This is a genomic window from Oceanobacillus sp. CAU 1775 (assembly GCF_054482815.1).
Window position 1 is genome coordinate 285,413 of record NZ_JBTLRO010000004.1, and the last position, 12,934, is coordinate 298,346.

General features: G+C 35.3%; 9 protein-coding genes, 1 other RNA gene and 1 other annotated feature. Of the genes, 7 read left to right on the forward strand and 3 right to left on the reverse strand.

Going from position 1 to position 12,934, the window contains the following annotated elements; translation table 11 throughout:
• Window positions 1–75 precede the first annotated feature (75 nt).
• The 4 genes from recJ (at window position 76) to dtd (ending at window position 5,740) form a co-directional block, all read left to right on the forward strand.
• Window positions 76–2,391 (forward strand): single-stranded-DNA-specific exonuclease RecJ, encoded by a 2,316-nt coding sequence (recJ, locus tag ACXYMZ_RS09360; protein ID WP_458948125.1) that lies wholly within the window; start codon window positions 76–78, stop codon window positions 2,389–2,391.
• Window positions 2,381–2,893 (forward strand): adenine phosphoribosyltransferase, encoded by a 513-nt coding sequence (locus ACXYMZ_RS09365; protein WP_458948126.1) that lies wholly within the window; start codon window positions 2,381–2,383, stop codon window positions 2,891–2,893. The genes recJ and ACXYMZ_RS09365 overlap by 11 nt, the downstream gene beginning before the upstream one ends.
• Window positions 2,894–3,058: 165 nt before the next feature.
• Entirely contained in the window at window positions 3,059–5,263 is a 2,205-nt protein-coding gene (locus ACXYMZ_RS09370) for a RelA/SpoT family protein (RefSeq protein WP_458948127.1), read from the forward strand.
• A 30-nt stretch (window positions 5,264–5,293) separates the two neighbouring features.
• On the forward strand, window positions 5,294–5,740 hold the full coding sequence (dtd, locus tag ACXYMZ_RS09375) for a D-aminoacyl-tRNA deacylase (protein ID WP_458948128.1): 447 nt from the start codon (window positions 5,294–5,296) through the stop codon (window positions 5,738–5,740).
• Window positions 5,741–5,783: 43 nt separating this feature from the next.
• Here dtd and ACXYMZ_RS09380 read toward each other — a convergent pair whose 3' ends face one another.
• The gene (locus tag ACXYMZ_RS09380) at window positions 5,784–6,854 is read right to left on the reverse strand and encodes an N-acetylmuramoyl-L-alanine amidase (protein WP_458948129.1); all 1,071 of its coding nucleotides are present in this window, start codon (window positions 6,852–6,854) and stop codon (window positions 5,784–5,786) included.
• 175 nt (window positions 6,855–7,029) lie between these two features.
• Window positions 7,030–7,247 (forward strand) — a binding site (T-box leader).
• Window positions 7,248–7,324: 77 nt separating this feature from the next.
• On the opposite strand from ACXYMZ_RS09380, the gene hisS reads away from it, so the two are divergent.
• The 3 genes from hisS to ssrS all read left to right on the forward strand — a co-directional run bounded on the left by hisS (window position 7,325) and on the right by ssrS (window position 10,740).
• Window positions 7,325–8,605: a histidine--tRNA ligase gene (gene hisS, locus ACXYMZ_RS09385; RefSeq protein WP_458948130.1), complete on the forward strand. Its 1,281-nt coding sequence runs from the start codon at window positions 7,325–7,327 to the stop codon at window positions 8,603–8,605.
• 1 nt (window position 8,606) lies between these two features.
• The gene (aspS, locus tag ACXYMZ_RS09390) at window positions 8,607–10,385 is read left to right on the forward strand and encodes an aspartate--tRNA ligase (RefSeq protein ID WP_458948131.1); all 1,779 of its coding nucleotides are present in this window, start codon (window positions 8,607–8,609) and stop codon (window positions 10,383–10,385) included.
• Window positions 10,386–10,565: 180 nt separating this feature from the next.
• Window positions 10,566–10,740, forward strand: a non-coding RNA gene (ssrS, locus tag ACXYMZ_RS09395) — 6S RNA.
• Window positions 10,741–10,824: 84 nt separating this feature from the next.
• Here the strand turns inward: ssrS and ACXYMZ_RS09400 are convergent.
• Together ACXYMZ_RS09400 and ACXYMZ_RS09405 are read right to left on the reverse strand one after the other, a co-directional pair.
• Window positions 10,825–11,466, reverse strand: a complete 642-nt coding sequence (locus tag ACXYMZ_RS09400) for an RsfA family transcriptional regulator (RefSeq protein WP_458948132.1) — start codon at window positions 11,464–11,466, stop codon at window positions 10,825–10,827.
• Between the two features lie 45 nt (window positions 11,467–11,511).
• A complete protein-coding gene (locus ACXYMZ_RS09405; protein ID WP_458948133.1) occupies window positions 11,512–12,822 on the reverse strand; it encodes a replication-associated recombination protein A in 1,311 nt (436 codons plus the stop codon).
• Between the last annotated feature and the right edge of the window lie 112 nt (window positions 12,823–12,934).

Here is a 12,934-nt window from a genome sequence, read left to right on the forward strand (position 1 = left end):
AATTTAACAAATGGAACGTATTAAATTGCTACCCCTGATAGTCTTTTGTATAATAGACTAGTCAGGGGTGAATTTATGTTACAGAGTAAGGCAAAATGGAAAGATATTGAACAACCAGAAACTGAAGAATTAATTCAAGATATACCACTAGAAATCTCTCCAGTAGTAGAGAAGTTATTACTACAAAGAGGAATAAGAAATACATCAGAAGCAAAAAGTTTCTTAACACCTGATATCGAAAACTTACATCATCCTAAAAATTTGAAAGATATAGATATAGCCGCCGATAGAATTCATCAGGCAATTGAGAAGGAAGAAAAAATTCTAGTCTATGGTGACTATGATGCGGATGGTGTGACGTCAACTACAGTATTAATGAAAGCATTGAATGAATTAAACGCGATATGTGATTTCTATATTCCGAATCGTTTTTCTGAAGGTTATGGGTTAAACGAAGATGCGATATATTACGCGAAGGATCAATCTGTTTCTTTAATAATTACGGTTGATACTGGTATTACTGCAATACATGAGGCGAATGTTGCAAAAGCTCTTGGAATAGATTTGATTATAACAGACCACCATGAACCACAGGGTGAATTACCAAATGTCACTGCTATTATTCATCCACAGCTATCTGAAGCATATCCTTTTAAAGATTTAGCTGGTGTTGGCGTAGCATTTAAACTCGCAGAATACCTCTTAGGTTATTTTCCGAAACATTTATTGGAATATGTCGCGATTGGGACGATTGCGGATTTAGTTTCTTTAAAAGATGAAAATAGAATTTTAACTTATTACGGCTTGGATGCGCTAACTGTAAGTAAAAGTCCAGGTATTCAATCACTGAAAAACATTTGTAAAATTGAAGGTAAAGTTACCGAAGAAAGTATTGGCTTTATGATAGGACCACGATTAAATGCTGTAGGCAGACTACAAGATGCTAGCCTTGCTGTACAACTCCTACTCACGGATTCGCTAGATGAGGCAAAATATCTGGCAGAAGAGGTTGATTTAATAAATCAAGAGAGACAGAGGATTGTAAGTGAGATTATTCTTGAGGCTGAAGCAATGGTAGATCCTAAAGCGAAGGATGTAATTATTGTTTCGAAGGCTAACTGGAATGAAGGAGTTCTAGGTATTGTTGCTTCGAGGCTTGTACAAAAGTTTGATCGTCCTGCAATTGTTTTAAATGTGAATGAAGAAAAAGCTATATTGAAAGGCTCGGCACGTAGTATTCCTGCATTTGATTTATTTACAAATTGCATGAAAATTAGAGACTTATTTATAAATTTTGGTGGCCACGCGCAAGCAGCAGGTATGACAATAGAAATAGATAAAATAGCAAAGATACAATCTGCATTGAATACTTATCTATCAGAAGAAGTAGCACCTGAAGATTTTAAACAAGAAATTCTTGTTAGTGGCACGATTACACTGCCTGAAGTCAATGAAAAGTTAGTAGATGAAATAAATCAACTTGCACCGTATGGGATGGGAAATCCTAAACCAATTTTTAAGTTATCCCATATACCATCTGATATTAGACAAATTGGTGGTAATAAAAATCATCTTAAACTACAATTTGCTGAAGAAGGCAAGACACTAGACGGGATTGCCTTTGGGTTAGGAAAACAATATCATCAAATTTCACCGAATACGGAGCTTTCGCTAGTTGGAGAATTAAACATTAACGAATGGAATGGTAATCGGAAAGCACAGATTATGGTTCAAGATATTCGGATTGATGAATGGCAATTATTTGATTACAGAGGCAGAAAAAACTATCAACTAGACCACTTACCACAGGATGATACTATTTTTGTGTCAAACACTGAAGCTAGAGAGTATCCTAACTATGCCTACATATCCTATGATGCTGACTTTTCAGAGTTAAAAAAATATCAAAACATCGTTTTATATGAATTACCAACGAAAACTAAAAATTTAATAGAAATCTTAAATGAATCACAGCCTAAAAACATTTATGCATGTTATCATATAAATGATAGTGCATATTTAACATCATTTCCTTCTCGTGATGATTTTGTATGGTTTTATGCCAACGTTATGAAACAAGAGAAAGTGGATATGAAAACTGAAATCCACGCAATGATGAAGTTAAAGTCATGGTCACGGGATAAGATTATATTTATTGTTCAAGTATTTAAGGAATTAGGTTTCATCAATACAAATAATGGTGTCGTTGAAATTAATCCAGATTCAACAAAAAAAGATTTAGAAGAATCGACTATCTATCAAGATCGGTTGCATCAACAAGAAATTGAAAAACAATTGTACTACTCGAGTTATCCAGAATTTAGAAATTGGTTTGAAACGAATGTAGACTATTTGGGGGTTCCCAAGGAGGAAAAGTTGAATGGATTTTAAAAAACATATTGAAATTGTACAAGATTGGCCTAAAGAAGGGATATCATTTAAAGATATCACACCACTAATGGCAAACGGTGAAGCTTTTAAATCAGCTATAGATGATATTGTTGATTTTGCTAAGGAAAAAGAAATTGATATTGTTGTTGGCCCAGAAGCAAGAGGATTTATTATAGGCTGTCCAGTTTCTTATGCACTTGGGGTTGGTTTTGCACCAGTTAGAAAAGAAGGTAAATTACCTCGAGAAGTTATAAGAGTAGATTATGGATTAGAGTATGGCGAGAACGTCCTAACCATTCATAAAGATGCTATTACTCCTGGTCAACGTGTCCTAATTACTGATGACTTACTTGCGACAGGTGGCACAATAGAAGCTACAATTAAATTAGTTGAATCATTAGGTGGAATCGTTGTTGGTTGTGCATTTTTAGTTGAACTTGGTTATTTAGATGGAATGGAAAAACTTGTAGGTTATGATGTCTTATCCCTAACAAGTTACTAATATGAATATGTTCAGGTCTGGCAGTTTTTATAAAGTCAGACCTATTCTTTTACATACTGGTATTAAATGGTGATTACACTTATAGTTAGACAGCTTCAATAGAAAAGCATATAATATTGCAAAGTAAATTTATTTTACATAAAGACTGTTGATAAAGGTGATTAGATGGCTAAAGATGAAATCATGACAATTGAAGAGTTATTAGAAATGGCAAGCAAATATCTATCTGATCAAGATATTGCGTTTATTAAACGTGCATATGAATTTGCTGAAAAATCACATGAAGGACAATTTAGAAAATCAGGTGAACCGTATATCATACATCCAGTGCAAGTAGCTGGCATTTTAGTTGAGCTAGAAATGGATGCTGAAACAATTGCTGGAGGATTTTTACATGATGTAGTAGAAGATACGGAAGTCACACTTCAAGAAATTACAGAAGCATTTAACCATGAAGTTGCTCTTTTAGTCGATGGTGTCACAAAGTTAGGGAAAATTAAATACGAGTCTAAAGAAGAATTACAGGCTGAAAATCACCGAAAAATGTTTGTCGCAATGGCGAAAGATATTCGAGTAATTCTTATTAAGCTTGCGGATAGGTTACATAATATGCGCACGCTTAAGCATTTACCACCTGAAAAACAGCGTATAAAAGCTAATGAAACAATTGAAATCTTTGCACCTTTAGCACACCGCTTGGGAATTTCTACGATTAAATGGGAGCTAGAAGATACGGCATTACGTTATATGAATCCCCAACAGTATTACCGAATCGTACAATTAATGAAGCAGAAACGTGAAGCACGTGAAACATATATAGAAGTTGTGATTAATCAGTTAAAAAATCAATTAGCTGAAGTAAATATTGAATCAGAAATGTCAGGGCGACCAAAGCATTTATATAGTATTTACCAAAAAATGATGAAACAAAATAAGCAATTTAATGAGATATATGATTTACTTGCAGTCCGTATTATCGTGAACAGTATTAAAGATTGTTACGCGGTTTTAGGAATTATTCATACAAACTGGAAACCTATGCCTGGCAGATTCAAAGACTATATTGCGATGCCAAAGCAAAATCTTTATCAATCCCTTCATACGACAGTTATTGGTCCAAAAGGTGATCCACTTGAAGTTCAAATTCGAACAAAAGAAATGCATGAAATTGCAGAATATGGAATCGCTGCACATTGGGCATATAAAGAAGGTAAACAAGTAAAAAATAGTCAAAGACAAACCTTTGAAGAAAAACTTTCTTGGTTTAAAGAGATTCTTGATTGGCAAAATGAAACGCCAGATGCAGAAGAGTTTATCGAATCCTTAAAAATCGATTTGTTTTCTGATATGGTCTATGTCTTTACACCAAAAGGTGATGTAATCGAGTTACCATCTGGCTCTGTACCGATTGATTTTGCATATAAGATTCATACAGAGGTAGGAAATAAAACAATTGGTGCGAAGATTAATGGTAAAATGGAACCTTTAGATTATAAATTAAAAAATGGCGATATTATTGAAATGATGACCTCGAAACATTCCTATGGGCCATCACAGGATTGGTTGAAAATCACCAAAACCTCTCAAGCCAAAAGTAGAATTAAGCAATTTTTCAAGAAACAACGTAGAGAAGAAAACGTTACAAAAGGTAAGGAAGCAGTCGAAAGAGAAATTCGCGCGTTAAACATTTTACCAAAAGAGGTATTAACGCAAGAAAACCTGCAACGAGTCTATGATAAATTTAGTTTTACCAATGAAGATGATCTCTATGCTGCGGTTGGCTATCATGGAATTACAGCAGCATTAGTTGCAACTAGGTTAACGGATCATATTCGACAAGAGCGAGAAAAAGAAGATAAAGTAAATAAAATATTGACCGAGGCTAATACAGAGAAACCAGTAAATCGCACTTACCGAAAAGAATCAGGTGTTAAAGTAGAAGGCATTGATAACTTATTGGTTCGTCTTGCCAAATGTTGTAATCCTGTACCAGGTGATGAGATTTCTGGCTATATTACAAAAGGCCGAGGGGTATCAGTTCACCGTACAGACTGTCCAAATGTTCATACTGATGAAGCAAAAGAAAGACATATTGAAGTAGCTTGGGAAGAGCATGAAACTGATTTAAAACAATACCATGTTGATTTACAAATTTCTGGCTATGACCGTCGAGGGTTACTCAATGAAGTGCTTCAAGCAGTAAGTGAAATGAAAACAGATATTACACATGTGAATGGAAAAACAGATAAAAATAAAATGGCAATTATTCACTTAACAATCCTCATACAAAATACGAGTCATTTGAAAAAAATCGTCGAGAGATTGAAGAAAATTCCTGATGTATACTCAGTAACAAGAACAATAAATTAATTCCTCTTCGGGAAGGTAGTGATTTTCAACATGAAAGCAGTAATACAAAGAGCGAAAAATGCATCAGTCACAGTTGATGAAAGAATAGTCGGTTCTATTGATGATGGACTCGTAATTCTACTAGGTGTGACACATGAAGATACTATTGAGGATATTGATTATCTAGTAAATAAGATTATTCATTTACGTATTTTCGAAGATGAAGAAGAGAAGATGAATCTATCTCTAATAGATATTGGAGGTAGCATTTTATCGATATCTCAATTTACACTTTATGCAGATACGAAAAAAGGGAGACGTCCAAGTTTTGTTCAGGCTGCAAAACCTGATCAAGCAAAAGAACTCTATGAGAAATTTAATGATGAACTAGTAAAGAATAATATTCAAGTAGAAACCGGGGAATTCGGTGCCATGATGGATGTCGCTTTTACAAACGTCGGACCAGTGACAATCATATTAGATAGTAAAGACAAATAAAAACTGGCTGTACATAACATTTGTTGTGTACAGCCAGTTTTGCTTAATAATCATTCATATTAAAATACTTTTGTAACCCATTAATGATGCCTGAGACGATTTTTCGTTGGTAGGCATTTGTATTTAGTAATGCTTCATTCTCTTGATTTGATAGAAATCCAAGTTCGAGTAAGACGCTTGGTTTAAAATTTTGTCTAATTACTTGAAAATTACCAAATGTAACCCCGCGATCACGTTCTTCCGTTTCTTTAATAATTTCATTATGTATGAAAGTTGTAAGTGGTTTATCTTGGTCATGGTAATAGAATGATTCAACACCTGTTGCTGAAGGTGCTTCAGGGAAGCTATTGTAGTGAAAACTTATAAATACATCTGTATCGACTGCGTTAGCTAATAGGACTCGACTGCTTAGAGGGATAAACGCATCATTCGTTCGAGTCATTACTACATTTGCACCCAAGGCGATTAATTCGCGTTCAAGTTCACTTGCTGTTAAAAATGAAATATCTTTCTCATAGGAGCCATTCACTCCGATTGCCCCGACATCTCGACCACCATGTCCTGGGTCAATAACAATTGTTTTGTTTTTTAAGCCAGCTGATTTACTTCTTTTCGTATCACCATTTATAATTTGACGGTTGACATAGCCAGTGATTTCTCCGTCTGTAATTTCTAGCCAGTTTTCAGTTTCAGAAATGACATCAAAAGTATGATCTCGATCCACATAAGTTATGATCTCACTGTCCGTTGAAGCTCCAGCTCTTAAATGGGTATTATCGTGCTGGATTATAACTGTTTCCATTTTGCTTGGAATTGGTTGCTCTATTTCTTGTGATTCTTCATTATTCTCATCATCATTTACTGTAATGAATTCTTTAATAACCCAGCCAGCATTATCTTCCAGCTGAATTTTCACCCAATCATTTTCTTCTTCTATTATTTCATATACTTCCCCACTGTTAACTTGTCCAACAGGTTCATACTCTGTTCCTGGTCCACTTCTTACATTTAGATTATTTCCCTCTATTAAAGCTTCTTTTGCAAATATTGGTTGTATAAAAAGAAAACTAAGAAGTAAAAAGCTTACTAATAGAATGTTTTTCTTTTGCGACAATGCCTGTTTCCCCCAAACAAAAAGATTAGACTTTTTTTATTGTAAATTTGAACTTAAGTATAATAGAAATCCAAGTTTATGGCAAAACTAAACTGGTGATAAGAAACAATCTTGACAATCCCGATCGAAAAGTTTAATATTATATTCATTCCATAAAATGAAATAATTTTATATAAATTGACCGTAGAAGGAAAAAGTAGTTAGAAACTAGAAATCAAGAGAGAAGATGTCATTGGCTGTAAACATCTTTATTTCATAGACTAATGAAAGACGTTCCAGAGGATATGTATTGAAATTCAAGTAGATACATACGTTTTGCAGGCGTTAACTGTGAAGAGCGGGTGTATTCATACATCAACTAGGGTGGCATCGCGGGTAAATCCCGTCCCTTATATTTTATAAGGGACGGGATTTTTTATATTTTTTTAATGAATTTAAAATTATTTAACAAAATAAAGGAGGCGTATCTCATGAATATGAAAGCACCACGGGGTACCGTAGATATTTTACCAAAGGATAGCAAAGCTTGGCAGTACGTAGAAGAAAAGATGAAAGACATCTGTCGTCGTTACAATTATAAAGAAATTCGTACTCCTTTATTTGAACATACAGAAGTTTTTCAGCGTGGAGTTGGAGATACAACAGATATTGTTCAAAAAGAAATGTATACCTTCGAAGATCGAGGGGGAAGAAGTCTTACACTTAGACCAGAGGGTACAGCACCAGTTGCTCGTGCTTATGTGGAGAATAAATTATATGGGGAAGTAAACCAACCAATAAAATTATACTATTTTGCAGAGATGTTTCGCTACGAACGACCACAAAAAGGAAGAATGCGCCAGCTTAATCAGTTTGGTGTAGAGGTATTAGGAAGTTCTAATCCCGCCGTTGATGCAGAGACAATTGACCTGGCAATGACAGTCTATAAAGAATTAGGCTTAAAATCTTTATCACTAGTAATTAATTCTTTAGGGGATAATGAGAGTAGAGCAAGCCACCGACAAGCATTAGTTGATCACTTTACACCACATGTTGATGAACTTTGTGATGATTGCAGAGGCAGATTAGAAAAAAATCCATTACGTGTTTTAGATTGTAAAAAGGATAAAGATCACCCGGCAATGAGCACAGCACCGTCTATTCTTGATTACCTAAACGAAGAATCAAAAGTATATTTTGAACAAGTGAAAAGTTATTTAGATGCGATTGGAATTGAGTATACAGTTGATCCAACGTTAGTACGCGGCTTGGATTATTACAACCATACAGCATTTGAAATTATGAGTAATGCGGAAGGCTTTGGAGCAATAACCACTTTAGCTGGTGGTGGCAGATATAATGGGCTTATTGACCAGTTAGGTGGACCAAGTACTCCTGCAATTGGTTTTGGAATGGGTATCGAAAGACTCTTACTAGCACTTGAAGTTGAAGGTGTCGAGTTACCAGTTGAAGAAGAATTGGATTGTTATGTAGTTGCTGTCGGTGAAAAAGCAGAGAAGGCAGCAGTGCCAATCATCCATAACCTCCGAAATGCAGGGATTCAAGTTGATAAAGATTATCAAGACCGTAAGATGAAAGGGCAGTTCAAAGCTGCTGATAGACTAAAAGCAAAATTAGTACTTATTCTAGGTGAAGAGGAACTAGAGCGAGATACTATCTTATTAAAAGATATGGGAACTGGTGAACAAACAGAAGTCCCAATTGCATCATTAAGCGATGAGATTAAAGGAAAGTTATTAGGAGGACAATAATATGCAGGCAAGAGTATATGCGGGTTCATTAAATGAACAACATATTAACGAAAAAGTTTTATTACGTGGTTGGGTGCAAAAGCGCCGTGATTTAGGTGGATTAATCTTTATTGACCTTCGTGACCGTTCAGGTATTATTCAAGCAGTTTTTAATCCGGATGTGTCAAGTGAGGCGTTAGCTGTTGCTGATACGATTCGCTCCGAGTATGTTGTTGAAATCACTGGTGAGGTTGTAGGAAGAGATGAAGGTACGGTCAATCCTAATATGAAAACTGGGAAGATTGAAGTCATTGCTTCTAGTTTAAAAATCCTTAATACAGCAAAAACACCTCCTTTTGCGATTCAAGATGAAACGGATGTTTCCGAAGACCTTCGTTTAAAATATCGTTATATTGATTTACGTCGTTCCAGCTTACAAGAAACGTTTAAACTGCGTCATAAGACTACAAAAGCGATTCGTGAATTCTTAAATAACGAAGAGTTTTTAGAAATGGAAACACCAATTTTAACAAAGAGTACACCAGAGGGTGCAAGAGACTATTTAGTCCCAAGTAGGGTTCATCCTGGTGAGTTTTATGCACTGCCACAATCTCCACAATTATTTAAACAATTAATTATGATGAGTGGTTTTGAAAAATATTATCAAATTGCCAGATGTTTCCGTGATGAAGATTTACGTGCGGATCGTCAACCAGAATTTACTCAAATTGACATTGAAACATCTTTTCAAACAAGCGAAGAAATTATGAACATGACAGAAGAGATGATGAAATATGTCATGAAAGAAGTAAAAGATGTAGATATTGAATTACCTCTTAAACGAATGACATATAACGAAGCAATGAATCGCTTTGGTTCTGACAAACCAGATACAAGATTTGACCTTGAACTGATTAATGCTTCTGAGGTATTTGCTAAGTCTGATTTCAAAGTCTTTAAAGGTGCGATTGAAAATGGAGGAAGCGTTCGTTTATTAAATGTAAAAAATCAAGCTGCTAACTTCTCACGTAAAGATATTGATAAGCTAACTGAATATGTAAATGTATATGGGGCAAAAGGGCTTGCTTGGCTTAAAGCTGAGGGCGAGGAATTAAAAGGACCTATTGCTAAGTTCCTTTCTGAAGAAGAAATAACTGCACTTGTTTCATTAGCGGACGTAGCTGACGGAGACTTATTGTTATTTGTAGCAGATAAGACAAATGTTGTTTTCGATAGCTTAGGTGCTTTACGTCTTAAGCTAGGAAAAGAATTAGGTTTAATTGATGAGACAAAATACAACTTCTTATGGGTTACTGATTGGCCATTGCTAGAATATGACGAAGAGCTTGGTCGTTACTTTGCGGCACATCACCCATTTACTTCTCCTGTTGAAGCCGATTTAGAAAAGTTAAAGACTGATCCAGGAAGCGTTCTAGCGAATGCTTACGATATCGTACTAAATGGTTATGAATTAGGCGGAGGATCTCTAAGGATTTATAAGAAAGAGATTCAGGATCAAATGTTTGAGGTACTTGGGTTTACTGAGGAAGAAGCTAGAGAGCAGTTTGGATTCTTGCTTGAAGCTCTAGAACACGGTGCACCACCTCATGGAGGGATTGCACTCGGACTGGATAGAATCGTTATGCTCCTTGCAGGTAGATCAAATCTAAGAGATACCATTCTATTTCCAAAAACAGCTTCTGCTTCAGACCTCTTAACAGAAGCGCCAAACGAAGTAGCAAATGAGCAATTAAAAGAGTTATCTATTGCAATTGCAAAGAAAGAAACCAAAAATAAATAATAATTTTAAAAAGGGATACAGGCGAAAACCTCGTATCCCTTTTCTATTCCGATTTCCAAGCGTACGAACTATTTACTCAACATTTTAAAAAGGACAAGCCAAATAATCGATGAATTGTTTTAATAGCTTGCATCGATAATTTGGTTGTGTTAATATAAATTTACAATTAAGAATTATCCCTCAATCCTGATGTGTACGTTCATACAAAGTATTTTGACCGAACAACATTTGAAAGGGAGCCCGACGTTTCCATTATACAAATTGCCTTCATTGGCAATCACGTATGATGGAACAGGGCACCCACCTGCGAAAAGCGGGATCAAAACTTTACCTGGACGGCATAATCGGGATTGATCGGTACATAGAATAAAAAAACTGCGACGAAGACTAAAATCTTTGTAGCAGTTTTTTTAGAAAACCAGAATGAATAATGGGAGGATTATTTACTCTGATTGATTAGTTGTTCGAGATTCCCATTCTTGTCCATTCGAAAAGCAGGGGCTACAAATTTTTGTTCATCCTGTAAAACAGTCATTCTTCTTGCACGGTCCATAATTTGAATGAACGTTTGGTAATCCTCTTGAATGGTTTCAAGCTGTTTTTCGGTTTGCTCAAGCTCACGTTTTAATTGTTCGACTTTTTCTTTCAAGCTAATATTTTCTTTTTCTTTCATTTCAATTGTTGCTTTTGATTGATTTGAAGCATAATAGTCTTGTTTTAGGTTTTTTAGAAACGCTACAACTTTATCTATCGTTATTTCACTACTAGTTTCATTTTGAAAATCAAAGTTTGGTTTAGTAGGAAATTCTATTTGTTGCTTCACTTTAAGATTACCACTTAGTGCTTGTGAACGTTTCATTTCTTTTCTTTGTCTTTTTGCAAGGTCGATTGCATGAATATATTTATTACGTACTTCTGCATTCCAACGAAACCCACATGCTGCAGAGGTTCGATTCAATTTATCACCAACCTCGTCAAATGCATTTAATTGTGTGCTTCCTTCACGAATATGCCTAAGGACGGTTTCTGCTAATAGTAAATCATCCTCATGTGACCAGGCATCCTGTCTTACTTTGGCCATACGAACAACTCCTTTTTCTCTATAAAACAATAGAATATGTTGTTTCTATTTATTATTACCAGAGAAAGAGGAATTATACGTATTCTTTGAGTCTCTTTGAATTTTTTCATATACCTGTTTCATAGCCTTTTCAAATTTACCAGTTTCAACAGGGTGAAAATACTTCTGATTCTTAATTCTATCAGGCAAATATTGCTGTGGAACCCATGCTCCATCATAGTTATGTGGATATTTATAATCCGTGCCTCTACCCAATTCTTCCGCACCTTTATAATGTGCATCCTTCAAATGTAATGGAATATCTCCACTTTTTCCACTACGAATATCAGCTAATGCATGGTCTAATGCTTTATAAGCTGTATTTGATTTTGGTGATAAAGCAAGTTCTGTAATCGCTACAGCAAGTGGAATTCTTGCCTCTGGAAATCCTAAACGTTCTGCAGTTTGAACGGCTGCTAGCGCTCTAGGTCCTGCTTGTGGATTAGCAAGTCCAATATCCTCATAGGCAATAACTAGCATTCTTCTGGCAATACTATCTAAATCTCCAGCTTCAATTAATCTTCCTAAATAATGAAGAGATGCGTTTACATCACTTCCACGTATTGATTTTTGAAAAGCTGATAGGACATCATAATGTGCATCTCCGTCCTTATCATGTGAAAAACTCTTCTTTTGCATACATTGTTCTGATGTTGCTAAATCAATATGAATAATACCATTATCATCTTCTGGTGTGGACGCTGCTGCAAGTTCCAAACCGTTTAATGCTTGACGCATATCTCCATTCGCACTGTTCGCGAAGTGTTCTAATGCTTCATCTGTAATATCAATATTTAATTTCCCTAGACCATTCGTTTCGTCATCAATCGCACGAAGTAAAACTTTTTTAACATCTTCTGGTCCTAGTGAATTTAGTTCAAATAAATGACATCTACTTCGAATTGCAGGATTTATAGAGTGGAATGGATTACTCGTTGTACATCCAATCATTGTAATGAGATTTGTTTCTAGATGTGGTAGTAGAAAATCTTGTTTCGCTTTATCGAGACGGTGTACTTCATCAAGAATGAGAACGACATGCCCTGTCATTTTCGCTTCTTCAACAACTATTTCCATATCCTTTTTCTTATCGATTACTGCATTCAATAATTTCACTTTGAAACCAGCAGTCTTTGCTATGGCAAAAGCTGTTGAAGTCTTTCCTGTACCAGGAGGACCAAACAGAATCATTGATGCAAGTCGTTCTGCTTTTACCATTCGATCTATTAATTTACCCTCGCCAATTAGATGCTCTTGACCGATCACGTCATCTAAATGTTCAGGTCGCATACGTAATGCTAATGGTTGTTGTTTCATCTAAATCGCCCTTTATAAATGTTATAGTTAAAGCTTAATCCTCAAATAGCTTAAATGCAAGAGGAAGAGATTTCATGTTATAATATCAATTAGTGTAAAGACTATAAGAAAA

What these genes read in the sequence shown, in the direction of transcription:
- ACXYMZ_RS09370 (WP_458948127.1), top strand. Translation starts at nt 3,059, where the DNA reads ATGGCTAAAGATGAAATCATGACAATTGAAGAGTTATTAGAAATGGCA.
- hisS (WP_458948130.1), top strand. Translation starts at nt 7,325, where the DNA reads ATGAATATGAAAGCACCACGGGGTACCGTAGATATTTTACCAAAGGAT.
- ACXYMZ_RS09405 (WP_458948133.1), bottom strand. Translation starts at nt 12,822, where the DNA reads ATGAAACAACAACCATTAGCATTACGTATGCGACCTGAACATTTAGAT.
- recJ (WP_458948125.1), top strand. Translation starts at nt 76, where the DNA reads ATGTTACAGAGTAAGGCAAAATGGAAAGATATTGAACAACCAGAAACT.
- aspS (WP_458948131.1), top strand. Translation starts at nt 8,607, where the DNA reads ATGCAGGCAAGAGTATATGCGGGTTCATTAAATGAACAACATATTAAC.
- dtd (WP_458948128.1), top strand. Translation starts at nt 5,294, where the DNA reads ATGAAAGCAGTAATACAAAGAGCGAAAAATGCATCAGTCACAGTTGAT.
- ACXYMZ_RS09365 (WP_458948126.1), top strand. Translation starts at nt 2,381, where the DNA reads ATGGATTTTAAAAAACATATTGAAATTGTACAAGATTGGCCTAAAGAA.
- ACXYMZ_RS09400 (WP_458948132.1), bottom strand. Translation starts at nt 11,466, where the DNA reads ATGGCCAAAGTAAGACAGGATGCCTGGTCACATGAGGATGATTTACTA.